Raw genomic sequence first — 19,259 nt, 5'->3', positions numbered from 1 at the left:
ACAATCAATTAACTACTATTTTATATATATTCCAAATACACAAAAACACCCTATTAAAGGGCGTTTAAGTTATCTATTATAATATTCAACTATTAATTGTTCGTTAATATCTGGTAAAAATTCGTTTCTTTTGGGGTATCTTACATATTTACCCACTAATTCTTTATCTAAAGAAACATAATCTGCGCGAACAAATTTACTATTTACAACTTCTTGGACAATATTTAAATTTTTAGATTTTTCTCTTAAAGTAACTGTTTGCCCTGGTTTTAAACAATAAGAAGCAATATCTACTTTTTTTCCATCTACTAAAATATGACCGTGATTAACTAATTGTCTTGCTTGAGCTCTTGTTTTTGCAAATCCTAAACGATAAACTACGTTATCAAGACGAGATTCTAATAGTACTAAAAACATTTCACCATGAATCCCTTTTAGTTTGCTTGCATTATCAAAAGTTTTACGAAATTGCTTTTCTGATACGCCGTAAGTAAAACGTAATTTTTGTTTTTCTTGCAATTGAAGCCCATAATCGCTTAATTTAACTTTTTTTTGACCGTGTTGTCCTGGACCATAAGCTCTTTTGTGTAATTCTTTTCCGGTTTCTGAAACCGAATAATTAAGGCGTCTTGAAACTTTCCAAAGTGAACCTGTATAACGTGACATTTATAAACTCTCCTTTTTTAAGGTAAGTTTGTGTAAACAAATAATTAATAATCGCCTGCTTTCCTTTCTTTCTTAAACAGCAAAGAATTACTTAGAAAAGCCTCTAAAAGGCAAGGGATTAGTTTAATTATTTTAGATACATCTGTTTTACCATCACTAATATTTTATAAAAAAAAGATGAAATAGTCAAGTTTATTAGCACTTTTATTTGTATTTTGGTTTGTTTGTAAGGTAGTTTTATTTTATGTTTGTTTTTTATTTTTTCCAAAAAAGATTGTAATATAGTTATATTGAAGTTAAGTTTTTACTTTTTAAGGAGGAAAAATATAATGTTACAAATCAAAAACTTAACTAAAAAAACACCAAACCACCAAAAACAAACCAAATAATAAGAAATGAATTTTAGAAAATATTTCCTAATATTTCCCAATAAAGGTATGATTTGTAATTGCGGGTAAAAAAGTGCGCTGTTCCGTTTTTTAGACAACTTTTGTCTCTAAAATTATTCTTTAAGACCAAAAAATTAAGTAGATAATTTCATATCTTTTTAAAATAAGGAAATATTTTTTTTGAATTTCAAAAAGTTTTTAAACTTTTTAATAATTCATTGGTTTTAAAAGATATTTTTTAAAATGTTTGGTCCCTGTCCTTACACTATATAGTTAGGTAAAAAAGTTCAAATTCCGCTAAGAAAATTAAAGTCCATATTAAAAATATTGTTATTTTAGCATTTGTAAACCAAAGAATTAAAAGTGCAAAGGGAAAAATCGATAAAGTAACTTCTTGGTTCAAAAGATGGTTTTAATTAAGATTCAAAAGTCAAATGTGTTAAAATGTTGGTATGTTATAAATTACCCAAAGGGAACTAATCATGTTTAATATTATTAAAAAAATCATTAAATGGATTTTGATCATATTAGGATTATTATTATGTTTATTTATTGGTTTTATTGTTTTAACCGAAATGAACATCATTAAATTACCAGAATTCCCAAAAAAAGAAATCCCTAGCATAAAAGAAACCAAAGCTGATATAAAAGACGAATGGGAAGAAACTGATCACCGAGGAAGAACTCAATCAATGATTAAAATTCATTATACCTTTGATGGCCTTAATGGCATTGGTTATTATCAACAACAACTCGCTAACAAAGAAAATATTGGATCTTTTGTTGGATCTTTTGAATTGATGAAAATTCAAGAACGCCTCGAAACACAAAAAGAACCCTCTAACCTCGCTAACTACATCAGAGAAGATTATCCTTTCGACCGTTGGAATAACCAGAGGGTTAACTTATGAGGGACTTTCGACCGTTGGAATAACCAGAGGGTTAACTTATGAGGGAACCTCCGTGAACGGATTTGAACATGATCAATTCGATAAAAAAGATGACAGTCAATTATATTTATATGTTAGATTAGAAAAACAATTCAAAAAAGATTCAGGCGGTAATTCTTTAATCCTTAAATACAAAGGTCCTAAATACTTCTTAGACGACGACAAAGACTACTACATTGGCAGAGCACGTGTTTCCGATCCTAATTTCAAATTAACTGATTTCCACCTGCACTTCAACCCTGTCCGTAAAACCTTGTCGATTTACCAAGATAAACACAATAACGATAAAGCCCAAGAAGCCGAAAATAACAAAAGAACCAACTCTGATTGGTAATAAAATTTAACAAATTTCCAATATGTTAAATTTAAAGAAATAAAAATAAAAAGGAGATTAAATTAATGTTTAAATTACAAAATAAATTTAAAATAATTAGTGTTTGTTTATTATTTTTTTTGGGATTATTTTTAATTAATAATTATTATGTTATGGCAATGAATAATGGTCATATATCTCAAAATAACGGACATGATAATAATCATACTAATTTTCAAAATCAAGCTCGTATTTTACAAAATTTAAATTTTCAACAAGCTAGAATAGTTGAACAAATTTTTAATGCTAGAAATAATAACTCTTCTGAAGAAGTTATTAATAATCTTGTGAGGCAAAATATTGAATTAAGTAATCGTATCGCTGAACAACAAATTATTGTCCATAACGCCATTCCGCAACAAAACGATCAAAATCAACAAAATAATCCTAGAAGACGTTAAATAATTTAAAATATATTTTATTGTTATTATCAATATCATAAGGAGATTTCATTAATGGTTAAATTAAAAAATCAATTTAAAATAATAAATATTTATTTGTTTATTTTCTTAGGAGTATTATTTATTATTAATAATCAGAAAGTTATGGCAATGGAGAATAATTCTAAAGACAAATCAAAAAAAGATATCGATATTATAGAGGAAACAATAGATACATTAGAGGAAAATGTTAAATATTTCACAAAAAAAAGAATTCAAATTAATTTAAATAAATTAACTAAATTGTTATCTAATAACAAAAAAAGAAATGCATCAGCGCAAAATATTGCGTCAACTTCACAACCTCATAAAAAGAAAAAATAACAATCCGTTAGCAATAATAAATAATGCTAATCATCCATAAATTACCTCGACAAAATCTTTTTTTATTTAACACACAACCTCGGAAAGGAAACAAAAATTATGTTCATTAAAAAAATCTTTTCATCTTCACCTAACAATCTCATCTTTTTCATCGTTACCCTACTTTCATTTCTTCCAATTATCATCGTTTATTATGTCATTAAATTCTATTTTTTCACCGTCAAACTCAGTATTCACCAATTAAAACAAGGAAATAGTGGTTCAATTTTTCAACATTTAACCACGAAACAACCCAATCATCATGTGGCATTTCATTAATACTTGGTTAACTTAAGCTAAATAATAGCCTTAATACTATTAGTCGTTATTTCTTGACTTATCAAAATCAATGGTTAAACTTAGGTTTATTAATAATTATTTTATTATTTCTTCCTCATCTTTTATATCTAATTGATTTTCTTTTTAAATGTCTTTATCACCTTTTTCGTTTCTTTTATTATTTAGGAAAATATCTTTTATTATTATTAAAGAAAATATTTAAGAAAGAATAATTATTATGAGAATCAAAAACTTAAATCAAAGGACCAAATTATGGTACCAACACCGAAAAAAATACATCAACGCTTCCGAAATAACTTCCATTGCGGGGTTAGACCCTTTTCGTTCTATGGAACAGTTAGTTCATGATAAACTCTTTGGTACCACTTTTACCGCCAATCAATATACTCTTCATGGCCAAAAAATGGAACCTATCGCTAGATAATTTTTCATTCAAAAAAATAATTTAACTTTTGAAGACACTATTTTCACTAATGATCAAGTTCACCTTTTTCCGATTCTTTAGATGGCTACAACAAACAACATCCAGCCGTTTTAGAAATTAAATGTCCTTTTGTGAACGAAAACCAAGAAGTCTCATCCACTTGGACTAGTTTTTTAACTAATCCTCAACCAGAAAATATTCCCAAATACTACTGGGCCCAAGTTCAATGTCAACTCTATTGTTCTCAAGTGAATTTCGCTTACTTTTTAGTCTATTTTCATGACCAAAACTATCACGTTTTTCGGATTTATCCTGATGAAACCTTTATCACAAAAATGATCCCAGCTAGTCAAAAATACTTAGCCCTTTTAACTAAAGCCAAAGACGAATTAGAAAAAACCACTTATTTAAAACAATTAAGTAAAATTAAATAATTAATTAATACTTTGAGACCTTCAATTTGAAGGTCTTTTTTTATGACCAAATTAAAAATCAAAGGAGAGAAAACAAATGAAAACAATTATAGAAAAATTTATTGAAAATGAGGGATATAAAGTTACTCAAAAATACGATAAAGAAACTGGGAAAAAGGTAAAAAACTGTGTATCTATTTGATGGACAAACTATTTGATTCATCAATGAATACGATAAAGAAACCGGCAAGTGCGTTAAAGAAACTTATTATCAAAATGATGGCAAAACTATTGAAAAAATCTATAAATATAATAAAGACACTGGCGAACTAATCAAAAAAATAAGATACAGATTGAATGGTAAAACAATTCATTACATCGACGAATTTGACAAAGACACTAAAACGCTCATCAAAGTAACAAACTACTATGACAACGGAACAACAATCTCTTCTGTCAACGAATACGATAATGACGTTAAATTAATCAAAACAACATATTACCGCCCCGATGGAGCAATTAGTGATATCATTAAATTTTAAAACCGACAAAAATTAAAAAAAGAGAAATCAATGATGAAATTAATCATTTTCGAAGGACTTGACGGAAGTGGAAAAACTTCTCTTATCAACTCCCTTCGACCCCAATTAAAAATCCCTCATCAACTGTATCAAGGCTTAGGGAGTAGCTCTCTTGGGAAGGAAATTAGAGATTTATTTTTAAATTTTCAGCAAGTAAATTACCTCACTCGTTTTTATTTAAGTCTCGCCAATATGGCTCAAATCCAAGCAGAATTATTTAAAAACCAACAATTAATCATCTTAGACCGTTGGTTACCATCTACTTATGCTTACCAATTATTTCCCTTTTCCAAGGAAAAAAAACAACTTTTACCTTTAAAAAAGATCTTTAAGCTGAATCACGAAACTATCTTAAGCAAACCCGATTTATTAATTTATTTAGATATTGATCCTCTTATCGGAAAAACCAGAAAGAAAAATCAAAAAAAACATCAAAGAGATCTGATCGAAAGACAATCATTAACTTATTTTCAAACTGTTCGCCAAGGATACAATCATTATCTCACTCATTATACTAGCGAAATTAAGAAATTAATTTTAAACGGAAGTGATCCCATTCCATCAAACATCCAAAAAATTATGAAATATCTAAGAGAAAGATAATGGCTATTGTTATTAAGAAAAAATGTCAAAACGGTAATCTCTATTTTTATTACCATAATGGTAAAATTAAAACTATCAAACATGATGGGACCGTTACTTGGAAAACAAAAAAAACGGTAATCTCTATTTTTATTACCATAATGGTAAAATTAAAACTATCAAACATGATGGGACCGTTACTTGGAAAACAAAAAAATAAGAAAAAAAGATGTTAACTAACGAAGATTTTTACCATATTAAACAATTTAAAGTTAACACTCAATGTGTTAATATTTTAAAAAAACTTTTTCATAAATCATCATTTTTAATTAATTTTCATGAATATATGTGTCATCATCACCATTTAATTAATCAATATTTAACTGATAACAACTATCACTCTCAAAGTCAAAAAGTAATTCGCGGTAAAATCAATGAATATCTCATTTTATTATATTTTCAAAACCAAGGAATCATTAATTTATATCCCCAAGCTTATTTATTTTTCATCCCCGACATTAAATTTGATCTCGTTTTGGTTTACCAAAACCAAACGAATAATGGCGTTTAATTTTAAAACCTGTGAACTATATTACGTTTTTTTAGACAATTTTAATTTTTAAAATTGTTCTTTAAGACTATTGCCTTTTTATATAATTTATTTTAGTTGCTATTAAGATTTTTCTTTGATTTTTTTGATTTTATTAAGAATATTGTAACTATTTTTGCTTAAATCAATCTTATCAAAAGAATCGTTTATAATGTTTTCTGAAAATAAATTTTTTTCTTTTAATAAAAAAATAAGAGCATGAAAAAAACAATAACCATCTCCTTTGGTGTCTTCAGGTTTTTCAATAAAAAAATGATAATTGTTATTTTTCATTTTTAAATCAATAGGATTATTATCAAAAAGAAAAGAAGATAACAAATTTTTATCATTAATTATTAAATTAAATTTGCGTTTTAATTGTTGGCCTAAAAAATCAAGAGTCCCTTGAATTAAAGGAGTACTTGCAGTTCTTAAAGAACAACTTAAAACATCATTTTCAAAAAAAGATGAATCGCCATTAAAAATAAGTAAATATTGTTCTTTAAATTGATCATTTTCTAATCCATTTACAAATTGATTTAAACCTAAATATGCTAATTTACGGGTTAACTGAAAAGAGTTATCTGGATTTTTAAAACAAGTAAAAGGTTTTTTATTTTTTGGATTTTTGTAAAATATGATAAAAAAGCAAAAGATTAAAAAAGCAAAACAAATAAAAATGATAATATTTTTCTTTATTGTTTGTTTCATTATTAATTTTAATATAAATTCCTTATCTTTTCTTGAACAATAAATAATTTAAGAAAAAAATTGATATGATTTTAAATATTGTAATTCATAGTTATTATAGCATTTATCTTACAAAAAATTTGCCCAAATTTTATTTTTTTCGTAATTTGTTCTTTTAAAAAAAATAAAATATTTAACTTTTATTTCAGTTTAAGAAGTTTTGCCATATGTTATAAACATAATAACATTTTTTTCATTTCGTTATCACCAATAACTACTTGATAAAGGATTTTAAATTTTTGAGCTTCTCTAATTTTATATCCTAAAGTTGTTTCTTTTGAATTAATTTCTACTCTCAAACCTTCAGATAATAAAAAAAGATCTTTTATTTTTTGAGTATATTCTAAATGTAAAGAAGAAGCAAAAGGAATTAAAAGCACTTGTAAAGGAGCAAGCCACAAAGGAAAAACACCTTTATTTTCTTCAATTAAATGAGATAAAAAAGTTCCAAAGTTGAAACAACAGAACGACGAATCACAACTGGACGACAATGTTTATTATTAAAGTCAATAAAAGTTAAATCAAATTTTTGTGGCAATAAAAAATCTAATTGAATAGTTGAAAATCTTCATTTCCTAAAGCAGTAAACACTTGAATATCTAAATTTAGGGCCATAAAAAGCAGATTCACCGACAACTTTCTCTAAAAGGTAAATTAAGTTCTTCAATGGTTTTTTTTAAAATGTTTTCTGAATTTTGACACATTTCATCATCTAAAAAATATTTTTCTTTATCTTGGGGTTCAAGATAACTTAAACGAAATTCATATTTTTGAATTTTAAAATCACGATAAACTTCTTAAAATTAATTAATTATTTTTTAAATTTGATAAATTAAGTTTTTCAGCGATTTCGTCGTTGTTATAACATCTTGGATAATCTTCATTTATATTCCCTAAAGGAATTCCAAAACTTAAATAGATAATTTTAAATTCGTTTTTGCTTAGTTTTTTTCTTAGTAATTTTAATAATAATTCATGGTTTACTTGTTTTTAGCCATAATTGATGGGGGTGAGGTTTTTCTATTGGGTTCATATTTTTCTTCTTGAAAAGAAATATTATTAGTTTTTTGGTTTTTGGGGGGGTTGAAGATGGGTGTCTTTTTCTTATTATTTCTTTGATTTCTGATTTTATGGTTGGGGTTGCATAGGCGATAAAGTTATAACCTAAATTTTCTTAATTATTTAGTGCTTTGATTAATCCTAAAATCCCTTCTCTTAATATAAATCCTCTTTAGTTAAAAAAATAGGATAATATTTAAATTGATAAACTGGTTTTTTTACCAAAGTTAAATGAAGTTCAATTAATTGATTACGAATTTCTAAATTCTTTTTATTTTTTATAAAAATTCTTTAAATAATCTTTGTCTTAACATTAGAATCCTTTCTAAAAACGTTTTTAGAAAAGATAAGAAATTATTTTTTGAGTCTGGAAAAGAAAAAAAGACTAACTTAAAGTTAGTCTTAAAGAGTTTTTAAAAAGCAAAAAGTGTCTAAAGTTTTGGAACAGGGCAAAGATTGCGGAAAAACTACTCTTTTTAATCTTTTAGAAGATATCCAAAAACTAGATAAAGAGATATTTTTATTAGCAATAAAAGTATAAAAACTTTTACAGATAATGATTTTACTATTTATAAAAATGACATAATAGGTATTATATTAAAAGATAAAGATTAGTTATTAAATGGTTTAACTGTTGAAGAAAATATTAAATTAGTTTTGAAATTAGAAAATAAAATATTTAATACTAAAGAAGTTAAACAAATTTTGAAAAAAGTAAATTTATCAGAGATAATAGACATGGATTCTTGTGTTTCTGAATTAAATAAAGTATAAAAAATAAAATTAATATTGGCTGTTTTAATTATTAAAAATACTACAATTATCTTAGCTCATAAACCTATTTTAAATGTAGATATCAATACTAAATTAGTTTTTGTTTTTTTCACAAACACCCAAAATAATTTTCATTATTTTGATAGAATTATTAAACTGGATAATGAATCATATTATAGAAGATATTTCTAACACAAAAACAACTTTTCCAAATTCCCATTTTTTATTTTCCAACTTTTACACACCCATCAAACAAAAATTATAAACTTTATAATAAATCAATAAATAATTTATCTTGGGAAATATTAATGTTTATGATGAAACTTTATTAGAAGGCACAATATAACAATTGTATAAGAGGATATGGAACGCATTTTATTTCTGTATTTTTTTCTATTATTACGTTGTTTTTATTTGGATTATTTATGTTAAAACAAAAATTACTTTTTAAATGTTTGTTTTTAATGGGTTATTTAGTAATAGGTTTATTGGCTTTTATGATATATGTAGCTGTAGAAATGCTTTAAAATCAACATTATTATCCTTTAAAAAAGAATAAATATAAAAATTACAAATAATAGTTGTTTTTCCAAAATATATTAATCGAATTTTAAAAAAATTTATTATTCAATTTTTATAAATTGGAAATAATTGGAGAAGCTATAATTAATTCTATATTTTATATCATTTTACTTTGGTTTTTTGTATTTATAACTCAAAATATAAAATAATTTTCAAGTATATCTGATTTTTTTATTATTTATATTTAATAATAATATCTGTTGTTTGGGCTGTTATAATTAGATATTTATTAAACAAAACAATTATGAAAATTTATGAAATTATATCAAAAAAAATTTAAATAAATATTTATTAAATTTAAATAAAATTGTATCATGAAAATCAATAATTAATACCTTATATTTATTTTAATATCTTATATTATATAGTTTAAACTTGCCTTACTTTTTCCATTTTTTTCAAAAATAAAATAACAGTTCCTACAATAATCAAATAAATAATAGAAGAAATATAATAAGGTTTAGGGCTTGCAACACTACTATACAAAGCATTAGAAGCACAAGCAATATCAATAATTCCACCTAACATACTAAAAACAACACAATCTTTTAAATTAATAATAAACTCATTAAAAATAGGAGTTTGTGATCTTTTAATAGATTGGGGTAAAACAATATAACGCATTGTTTGAGTGTGTGTCATTCCCAAAGATAAGGAAGCCTCAATTTGTCCTTTATCCAAAAAGGAAATATTTTTAGTAATAATTTCTGAAATATAGCCCATAGTATTTAAAATAATTACCATATAAGCAGCAAAAATTGGAGTATACCAAGTAGCATTTTGGAAAAAAGCAAACTCTTTTAAGAAAAAATAACTCACAAAAGCTTGCACTAACATAGGAGTACTTTTAATAATCCATATATAAAAATTAATAATTCTACATCCTATTTGATGCAAATAATAAATTAAAAAATGACTTTTCTTTTTGGTAATATTTAAAACTTGGAAAAAAACTAACAATAAAGATAAGACAAATCCTCCAAAAGTTCCATAAATCCCAAATTTAAGAGTTGTTAAAATCCCTCTTTTATAAAGAGAAAAATTATTTTTAAAAATAGACCATATATTTAATGTATCTTTTTCTGAGGTTTGTTTATCCATGAATTCTTTTCTTTTTTTTGGGGTAAGTGTGTATTTATTTTCTGGATCAGGTTCTTTTTTTAAAAAATCATCAATGTCTTTTTTGTTAATACCTTTTTTGTTAATAATTTCTTCTTGTTTTTTAAATCCAATAGCAAGTATTCCAGCGGCTTGTTTTATTTTGTTATCTAAAATTGTTGCTTTTTTAATTTCTATTCGCTCTAAATTATTATGAGCTTGGAAATGTTTTTGAGCAACAGTTGCATCAGCTAAATAAAAATAATTGGAGTCTGTTTGAACTTTTTGAGCTTGGAAATCAAAATTATCAATTCCTTCTACTTCATTTCCTTTTAATGTTTTTGCTATTTGTTCGTAAAAAGTTCCTCGTTGATATAACATTTTTCCAGGTAATTGAATTTGGTCGATATTTTGACTATTAATTTGATTTTTAAAATTATACTTATAAAAAACAGGATTATTTTTATTTATAACAATAACATAAGATTGATCTTCATCATAATAAGAATTGTCAGTAAAATCAATTTGGGCTTGTCTTTCTTCTGTTTTACTCATTCCTGCAATAATTAAATCAATATCTCCTTTTTGACAAGCAGGAATTAAACTATTAAAATCTATTTTTTTAATTACTAATGTAATGTTTTTATTATGCTTTTTATTTAAATAATTAACTAATTCTTTAGCTACCAAAACATCATATCCAACAACCCCAATATCACTTTCTTTACCATTTATTGTTAAAGGATGTGGGTCTTTATCTTTATTATTAGAAAGATAATTATAAGGTTTGTAATTGCATTCCATTCCTACAACTAAAGTATTTTCATCTTTATTTTTAGTATTTTGAGGATAAAAATCATCATATAACAAAAAAGATATAATAATAGTTAAAATTGTTAAAAAAAGATATTTAGCTTTAAAATAATTCTTAATTCTTAAAAAAAATAACGTTAGCAAATGATTTTCCTTCCTATAAAACAAAAAAACCTTCTTAAAAGAAGGTTTGAGACAGACTTGATTAAAGCGCCTTTACTGTTAAAACAGCAAGAATATTATAGATATTTTCTATAATCTCATAATAAATTATTGCCATAATTATTATTCGGCGATGATTACCTTTCTTATGCTTCACAGAATGCCTTCTTCACACAATACTCTTTTACACCGCTACCTCTTTTTAATTTTATATAAAATTTTATTTAAGTAATTAAAAAATATAATAAAAATTTATTATATAGTAAATTATAACATAATTTTTTAAATGGGAATTGCGCTTTTATCAAAAATATAAAGAAATTATTAATAACTTAGTTTTATTTATAGTTAGTTATAAGGATTTATTTTTATGCTTATTATTTTATTTTAGATATTATTATTTTATTTATGCTTTTATTTTTTCTTTTATTCTTTTTATTATAGATAAAATAAACTAATAAATTAGAAAAAAACATCATAAGATGAAGGGTTAGTTAATAGGCAAGAAATAATGAAAATAACAGCAAAAATGATATTAATTATTTTAAAATGTATTGCATATATTCCTAAATTAGTTTGATATCTATAACAAAAAATCAAATTAAAAGCACAAAAGAAAGACCGCCAACTAATCTAGATACTTTAAAAACGTTAATTTTAATATAATTTGTTTTCTTGTTCTTCTAAAGTTTGAGATTCTTTAAGTAATATTTTAAAATACTTAATGGAACATTAAGTAGAAATATATTAATTTATAAAATTTGTAAATTTTATAACTTTTATTAAAAAATGAAGTAATTATTCATTTTATTTGTTGTTATTTGTTTGTGTGATTTGTTGTTAATTTATGTTTATTATTTATATGTTTTTGTTTTTGTTTTGCAATTCCCTCCTTTAAATTGTATCTCGCTTTTAATTGTGACATTTTTATATAAATTACTAACTGTTTCATTTACTTATTTTGTTAAAAACATTCTTTTAAAAATTATATTTTTGCAAATCATCTCTTTTAAAACTATTTTGATTTCAAATTTTAATTCATCAAACAAAAACAAAACACAATTTTAATTTTGTAAAATTAAATTACTAACCCCAAAGGCATTCTTTATAAGTGTCTTTTTTTATTTTATTCAAATTAACTTTTTTTGCTTTTTCAAACCACCAAATAAAAAATTTTTAATTTCCCCGAAAAAATCCCCACCCTTTCAAAAACATCACCAAAACCCAAGTTTTTTTGGTATAATAGAGGTTAAATGTTTAAAAAAAATTAAATGATGCAAGGAGCATATAAATGAAAACAAAATTAAGAGAACAAGAAATTATTAGACATCAAAAAATGAATGAATTAAAAAAATTAAACATCGATCCTTTTGGAAAAAAAATTGTCCCTTCTCATTCAATCGAACAAATTCTTTTACAATACCAAAAAGCAGATAATTTAGCCCTCGAACAATCACAAATCAATGTTTGTGTAGCTGGTAGAATCGTTTTAAAAAGAGGACAAGGCAAAGCGGGTTTTTTGCATTTACAAGATTTTAATTTCCGAATGCAAGTATATGTAAAACTTGATTTAGTGGGCAAAGATGCTTTTCAAATTTATCAAAATTGTGATTTAGGAGACATCATAGGTATAAAAGGGGTTTTATTTAAAACCAAAACGCAAGAATTAACCATTAAAGCCTTGGAATTTATTCACCTTACCAAAACTCTAAAACCTTTACCTGACAAATTTCATGGCTTGCAAAATCGCGAAGAGATGAGAAAAAATCGCTATGTGGATCTAATCGTAAACGAAAAAACAAGACAAGTGTTTTTAACTCGCAGTTTGATTATGAAATACATTAGAAATTTTTTTGATAATCAAGGTTTTTTAGAAGTAGAAACTCCCATTTTACAACCAACTTTGGGAGGCGCTTCTGCAAAACCTTTTATCACTCATCACAACGCTCTTAATTGTGATTTTTACTTAAGAATTGCCACCGAATTACCCCTTAAAAAATTAATTGTTGGTGGAATGAATAAAGTCTATGAAATCGGACGTGTTTTCAGAAATGAAGGAATTGATGCCACACATAATCCCGAATTTAGCACTATTGAAGCTTACTTGGCTTATGCTGATATGCAAGATATTATGGACTTAACAAAAAAATGCTTACAAGAATTATCCAAAAAAAAAAATGGCAAGTTGCAATTTACTTACCAAAACCAAGAAATTGATTTTTCCCATTTTGCAAAAGTAAGTATGGTTGCATCAATAAAGGAAAAAACAGGAATTGATTTTACAGATCATTTTACCTTTGAACAATGCCTTTCTTTGGCAAAAAAACACCAAATTGAAGTTATGCCCCATTTTAGTCAAGGACATATCATTGAGGCTTTTTTTGGAAAATACGTAGAAAACACCCTCATTCAACCTACTTTTGTCTACGGACATCCGCTGGAAATAAGTCCTTTGGCAAAACAAAATGAATCTGATCCTCGCTTTGCTGACCGTTTTGAACTTTTTATTGTAGGTAAGGAATTTGCTAATGCTTTTAGCGAACTTAACGACCCCACCGAACAAGAAAAACGTTTTTTAAACCAATTACAACAAAAACAATTAGGCAACGACGAAGCCAATGACATGGACTATGATTTCCTAAACGCCCTTAATTATGGCATGCCTCCAACTGGCGGTCTTGGAATTGGACTTGATCGTTTGGTTATGCTTTTAACCGATACTGCAAATATTCGTGATGTTATTTTATTTCCACATTGCAAGAATCAAAATAAATTTAGTCAAAACAAAACAACAAATAAAGACCTAACTAATAAAAAAGGTTAAAAAGAGTAAAAAATAATATAGATTAATTAATTAATCTATATTATGTAAAGTTGATTTGGTAAAAACACAAGCAATTAAATCTTTATAAAAAAATGATAATTCTATTTAAATACTTTGGAATAAAACCAGCATTAATTAATTTTTGAGGAGTCATTTGTTCTTTTACTCGTTCAACTATAAAACATATATCTTTTAATTTTTCCGATGTAAAACCAACATCTAAAAATTGTTTTAATGGAAAGATTTGATAAAATAAATTCATATAATCAATTAACCATTATCAATAAAATCTTTAACAGATTATAAATCAAGCAAGATAAAGATGATTAGGAGCATAATGACAATTTATTAAATCTTTTACAGTAAATCCAGCAGGTTTTATATCTTTCCAATTATAACCATTATATAATTAAAAATTGTGGATGTCTTTGATGTTGTGTCAAAGTTTCTTTAATAGTTTTTTAAGATGCTTGTTTTTCTTGTGTTGGAGAAATTGATGAATTTAATGTTTTTTTTATTAATAAAAAATAAAATAAAAAAAACATTATAAAACAATAAATAAAGAAAGAAAAATAAAAAATTATTTCTAATAAATATTTTAACATTCATAATATTTTTTCTTTGATTTTGTGTAAATAAATATAAATATTAAAATTAACACTATTATATCAAAAAAACTAATTTTACGTAAATTAAATAAATCATAATTAATTTTGATGTGTTAATTTATCATTGGAATTAAAATAAATCAGCAAAAACAACAATACTTTTATTTTTTAGCCAGTAAGGGAAGTGCAATTATGAGAGGCTTTTTTTATTTGCAAAGTTTTTATAGCTTATTACAAAGTCTTAATTCTTTAGAAACTTTGGTGCAAAAAACCAAAGAAAATAATTATGATTTTGTTGCCTTGAGCGATGATAATTTATATGGCATGCCAACTTTTTTAAAATTATGCCATAAATACAAAATCAAACCTATTTTAGGACTTAAAATAAATTTTTTACACAACAATCAATTAGCAACACTTTTGATTTATGCCAAAAACGACCAAGGAATCAAAAATTTAATTCAAATTTCAACTATTATTAAAAATGAAGAAAAACCCCAAATTACCTTAAATAAAATTGCTAATTTAGGAAAAAATTTGTTTGCTTTGATTCCCGGAGAAAATCCTTTTTTTGATGACATGTTTTTTCGCGACCAAAAAGATAAATTTTTTCAAATAGCCACTCAATTACAAAAAATATTTGACGAAATTGTATTAGGTGTTTCTTATCAAAACTCCTTTTTAGAATTGCTTTCTGAAAACATCATTGATTTTGCAAACCACTTCCAAATTCCTTATGTACCAGTTAACAAAACTTGCTATGATACTTTTCAAGCCCAACCAACCTATCAAATGCTTGCACAAATGGAAAATAAAAAAAACGACAACCAAACTGATTTATCTTTTTTAACCAAAGATAACTTTGATAGCACATACAACACCCAAACACACAAAACAATGTTTGCTTATTTAAAAAAATTAATCTTTTCTATTAAATATCAAAATTATTTACCACAAAAAATATTGTTGCCTTCATTTGTTGATTTTTTACAAACCCAAAAAATAACTGCCAAAGAATACTTAAAACAAATATCTTATGAAGGTTTACACCAATACATCGATATTCAAAGTCCTAAATATACAAAATACCAACAAAGACTAGATCAAGAATTACAAATTATAGCTGATATGGAATATGACAATTATTTTTTAATTGTAGGTGATGTTGTAAGATACGCCAAAAAACAAGGTATTTTAGTGGGTCCTGGTAGAGGCTCTTCTTCGGGTTCTTTGGTGTGTTTTTGTTTACAAATTACAGAAATTGACCCTTTACAATATGACCTTATTTTTGAGCGTTTTTTAAATCCTCAAAGAAAAACTATGCCAGATATTGACCTTGATTTTCCAGACAATACAAGAGATTTGATTATTCAATATGTTTGTCAAAAGTACGGCACCAAACACGTAGCAAGTATTATTACTTTTAGTAGATTTGTAAGCCAAAAATCCATCATTAATGAATTAGTGAAATTTATGCCCACAGTAAAGGAATTCCAAACCAAACGCGTTTTGTCATATTTGGATAAAAAAAGCAATTATAAAAAAGAAACTTTGGATTTACAAATGAAAAACTTACTTACAATGGCATCTTATATCGAAGGAATGCCACGATTTACAGGAACCCATCCAGCAGGAATTATTTTAAGCCAAATGCCCCTTTATCAAATTATTCCATTACAAAAAGGCACTCACAATAAATTACAACAAACCCAATGGGAAGCCTCTGACCTTGAATCAATCGGACTTCTCAAAATAGATTTTTTGGGATTAAGAAGCCTTACTTTGATGAATCAAATGATTTCAGCTATTCAAAAAAATAACCCCAAATTTAGTCTTTTTCAAATCCCTTTAAAAGATAAAAAAACTTTTGAGTTGTTACAACAAGGAAAAACAATAGGTATTTTTCAATTAGAATCTTACAACGCCAAAATCTTTTTACAAAAAATGATACCCCAAAAGTTCGAAGACCTAATTGCTTTACTTGCCTTAAACAGACCAGGACCCATCGATTCTTTTAATATGTTTTTAAAAAACCGCCATCAAAAAACTACCACTTTTTTTAGTCCTTTGATTGATTTTATCCTTCAACCCACTTATGGAATTATTCTTTATCAAGAACAAATTATGCAAATTGTAGCTGTCTTTGCCAAATACAGTCTTGCCCAAGCAGACCTTTTTAGAAGAGCTATTAGCAAAAAAGGAAAAGATTTATTATTGCAAGAAAAAAACAACTTTATTGCCAAAAGCAAAGAACAAGGACGCGACCTTAAAATAGCCCATAAACTTTATGATTATATTTTAAAATTTGCCAATTACGGTTTTAACAAAAGTCACAGTGTCGCTTATTCTTTAATTAGTTATCGTATGGCTTATTTGAAAGCTAATCATTTTATTGCTTTTGTAATTACTTTATTAAATGATGCTATTGGGGATGCAACCCAAACAGAAATTTTGCTAAAAGAAGTTATTCAAAAAGGCATCATTATAGAACCACCCCATATATTTATTAGCCAAGATAAATATTATTTCCAGGACAATAAATTATTTTTGCCTCTAACTATTATTAAAGGAATAAATGTTGCTTTTTGTCAAGAATTAATGAAAAAACAAAAAAATTTAATTAAAGAGCACCAAAAATTAACAAAAAAATCCCAAACATCACCCCTTTATTATTCTTTTAAAACCTTTAAACAACAATTATTTCCTTTTCTCACCGAACATTTATTAACTAATTTAATTTTTGCAGGTACCCTTGATAAAATGGGATTAAACCGCAATACTTTGGAACAAAACAAAGATTTAAAAGAAGTTAAATATTATCCATATTCGGACTACGAACCTGAAATACACCCAGAATTACCTTTACAAGAGCTTGTCATTAAACAAAAAAAAGCATTAGGATTTGGACTTCATAATTTATTAATCAATCAAAAAAATAAATCTTAATATTATTTTATTATAAATACAAAAAACATTATTAAATTATTTGAATATGATTTTTTCTCCTTTCACATTTTTCGTATTTTTTGCTTTGCTTTTCATTTTTTTAATTTGATTAAATCTGTTTTTTTAAACAATTACACAATCAATAAAAATAAATAATTTCTTTTTGATGAAATTTCTTTGAATTTCCAATCACAAATACAACAATATATTAAAACATTTACAAGACATTCATACCATTTTTGATAAATTACAACAAGACCAAAAAAATAACTGATATTGAAATTATGATACTTTTAACATACGATCAATCAGTAACTTTTTAAAAACAAAAATACGGTTTAGTAAGTAGTTCTTATTTTTATTGGATGCAAGTTTTACTCTTCAAACTAACCCCAACCCTAAACATCAAAAAAACAGCTGGAAGGCTTAGAAATAAACCAAATAAAGAATATCAAGCAAAAGAGGATTATCCAAATATCACCAAATCCCGAATACACCAAACAACATCCTTTTGAATACCAAAAAGGTATTAATTTGGTGTATTGTAATTTATTAGAACATTTCCCTTCTACATTTAAAAATTTGTAATTATTCCAAAAACCTTTTAAATCCTGAAGTCGGACAAAAAGGATATTAAATTATTTTTGAACCGTTTAGATAAAATCTTTTTATATGATGATTTTGGATCAAAAAAATACGAAGAAAAAGAAGTTTTGCTTGTTTATAAAAAAGAAAATGATTTTCATAAATGTTATAATTTATACCAAAGTTTAAAAATTTATTAATAGTATTTTTATAATATTTTATGTTATTTGATAATTTCTTCATCATTTTTGCATTAATTAGTTATCTTTTAATTATAATACATCAAGGAATAAAGGAACAAATATGAAAAAAATTTGATATTGATCAAACTTTATAAAACAACAAAACCAAAGAAATTCCTTCAAAAACCATAAAAATTTTACAAACTCTAGCGTAAAAACCTAATAATATTTTAGAAATTGATACAGGAAGAAACTATAAAAGTTTAATCGTTTTAAAAGAAATTACTGCTTTATTTAAAATTATTTTGTTGTTCTAAATGGAGCTATTACTTGGAAAGCCACACAAATATCATCCAACAAACTTTTATCCCCCAAGAACTTGCAATTAAACTTAAATAATCAAGATCAATAAAAAGGCATCATAGTTCTCAATATTAGTTTAGAAGAAGGGAGTATAACCCAAACAACAGATCCCTGATTCTAAAAGTTTGTTTGATAATTTAATGTTACAAAAAACATCCCATCAAAAGCAATCTTCATTTAAAAAACCTATTTACAAAATTAATTTATTTCATCAAAATCACTCCCTTGTTATTTATTTTTTAAAAGATTTTGAACAACTACAAGCTTATTATTGGAAAAATGGTTTTGTAAGTTTAATCACCAAACAAGTTAATAAAGCTTATGGCATCCGAGCAATTATGAAAGACCACAAAGATTACCAATTAATTTGCATGGGAGATGGTTGCAACAATTTTGAAATGCTTCAATTATTAAACTCTTAACAAAGTTGCCAATTTAACTGC

At 25.3% G+C, this 19,259-nt stretch carries 12 protein-coding genes, 5 pseudogenes and 1 riboswitch; of the genes and pseudogenes, 12 read left to right on the top strand and 5 right to left on the bottom strand.

Annotated features, from left to right (window positions below):
- Nucleotides 1–69 precede the first annotated feature (69 nt).
- Nucleotides 70–666, bottom strand: coding sequence for a 30S ribosomal protein S4 (gene rpsD, locus N747_RS0101530; protein WP_024563507.1), 597 nt, complete (start codon nucleotides 664–666; stop codon nucleotides 70–72).
- 871 nt (nucleotides 667–1,537) lie between these two features.
- Between rpsD and N747_RS03425 the strand changes: the two are divergent.
- From N747_RS03425 to N747_RS03410, 8 genes and pseudogenes are all read left to right on the top strand, one after another.
- Nucleotides 1,538–2,339, top strand: a pseudogene (locus tag N747_RS03425) (effector).
- A gap of 65 nt (nucleotides 2,340–2,404) precedes the next feature.
- Entirely contained in the window at nucleotides 2,405–2,779 is a 375-nt protein-coding gene (locus N747_RS0101520) for an SVM family protein (RefSeq protein WP_024563506.1), read from the top strand.
- A gap of 54 nt (nucleotides 2,780–2,833) precedes the next feature.
- On the top strand, nucleotides 2,834–3,142 hold the full coding sequence (locus N747_RS0101515) for an SVM family protein (RefSeq protein ID WP_024563505.1): 309 nt from the start codon (nucleotides 2,834–2,836) through the stop codon (nucleotides 3,140–3,142).
- 556 nt (nucleotides 3,143–3,698) lie between these two features.
- A pseudogene (locus tag N747_RS03420) lies at nucleotides 3,699–4,339 on the top strand (YqaJ viral recombinase family nuclease).
- Nucleotides 4,340–4,539: 200 nt separating this feature from the next.
- A pseudogene (locus N747_RS04225) lies at nucleotides 4,540–4,650 on the top strand (DUF2963 domain-containing protein); the annotation flags it as partial.
- A 21-nt stretch (nucleotides 4,651–4,671) separates the two neighbouring features.
- On the top strand, nucleotides 4,672–4,860 hold the full coding sequence (locus N747_RS04055; protein ID WP_240992298.1) for a DUF2963 domain-containing protein: 189 nt from the start codon (nucleotides 4,672–4,674) through the stop codon (nucleotides 4,858–4,860).
- A 33-nt stretch (nucleotides 4,861–4,893) separates the two neighbouring features.
- Nucleotides 4,894–5,502 (top strand): dTMP kinase, encoded by a 609-nt coding sequence (gene tmk / locus N747_RS0101490; protein WP_024563504.1) that lies wholly within the window; start codon nucleotides 4,894–4,896, stop codon nucleotides 5,500–5,502.
- 208 nt (nucleotides 5,503–5,710) lie between these two features.
- Nucleotides 5,711–6,065, top strand: a pseudogene (locus N747_RS03410) (hypothetical protein); the annotation flags it as partial.
- Between the two features lie 89 nt (nucleotides 6,066–6,154).
- Here the strand turns inward: N747_RS03410 and N747_RS0101475 are convergent.
- The 4 genes and pseudogenes from N747_RS0101475 to N747_RS0101460 all read right to left on the bottom strand — a co-directional run bounded on the left by N747_RS0101475 (nucleotide 6,155) and on the right by N747_RS0101460 (nucleotide 11,290).
- Nucleotides 6,155–6,781: a hypothetical protein gene (locus tag N747_RS0101475; protein ID WP_024563502.1), complete on the bottom strand. Its 627-nt coding sequence runs from the start codon at nucleotides 6,779–6,781 to the stop codon at nucleotides 6,155–6,157.
- Between the two features lie 209 nt (nucleotides 6,782–6,990).
- A complete protein-coding gene (locus tag N747_RS03635; protein ID WP_084193798.1) occupies nucleotides 6,991–7,311 on the bottom strand; it encodes a His/Gly/Thr/Pro-type tRNA ligase C-terminal domain-containing protein in 321 nt (106 codons plus the stop codon).
- Between the two features lie 316 nt (nucleotides 7,312–7,627).
- Nucleotides 7,628–8,193, bottom strand: a pseudogene (locus N747_RS03805) (sigma-70 family RNA polymerase sigma factor).
- A gap of 1,411 nt (nucleotides 8,194–9,604) precedes the next feature.
- On the bottom strand, nucleotides 9,605–11,290 hold the full coding sequence (locus tag N747_RS0101460) for an ABC transporter substrate-binding protein/permease (RefSeq protein WP_240992297.1): 1,686 nt from the start codon (nucleotides 11,288–11,290) through the stop codon (nucleotides 9,605–9,607).
- Nucleotides 11,291–11,346: 56 nt separating this feature from the next.
- Nucleotides 11,347–11,517: riboswitch (Lysine riboswitch) on the bottom strand.
- A gap of 1,082 nt (nucleotides 11,518–12,599) precedes the next feature.
- Between N747_RS0101460 and lysS the strand changes: the two genes are divergently transcribed.
- The 4 genes from lysS (at nucleotide 12,600) to N747_RS0101425 (ending at nucleotide 19,238) form a co-directional block, all read left to right on the top strand.
- Nucleotides 12,600–14,132 (top strand): lysine--tRNA ligase, encoded by a 1,533-nt coding sequence (gene lysS, locus N747_RS0101450; RefSeq protein WP_024563498.1) that lies wholly within the window; start codon nucleotides 12,600–12,602, stop codon nucleotides 14,130–14,132.
- An 800-nt stretch (nucleotides 14,133–14,932) separates the two neighbouring features.
- Nucleotides 14,933–17,686, top strand: coding sequence for a DNA polymerase III subunit alpha (gene dnaE / locus N747_RS0101435; protein WP_024563496.1), 2,754 nt, complete (start codon nucleotides 14,933–14,935; stop codon nucleotides 17,684–17,686).
- Nucleotides 17,687–18,330: 644 nt separating this feature from the next.
- Nucleotides 18,331–18,471 (top strand): hypothetical protein, encoded by a 141-nt coding sequence (locus N747_RS04050; protein WP_240992296.1) that lies wholly within the window; start codon nucleotides 18,331–18,333, stop codon nucleotides 18,469–18,471.
- A 470-nt stretch (nucleotides 18,472–18,941) separates the two neighbouring features.
- Complete coding sequence (locus tag N747_RS0101425; protein ID WP_275039429.1) at nucleotides 18,942–19,238, top strand: HAD hydrolase family protein; 297 nt, start codon at nucleotides 18,942–18,944, stop codon at nucleotides 19,236–19,238.
- The last annotated feature ends 21 nt before the right edge of the window (nucleotides 19,239–19,259 follow it).

Source organism: Candidatus Phytoplasma tritici (genome assembly GCF_000495255.1).
GTDB lineage: Bacteria > Bacillota_I > Bacilli_A > Acholeplasmatales > Acholeplasmataceae > Phytoplasma > Phytoplasma tritici.
This window is presented reverse-complemented; position numbering and strand designations above follow the sequence as displayed.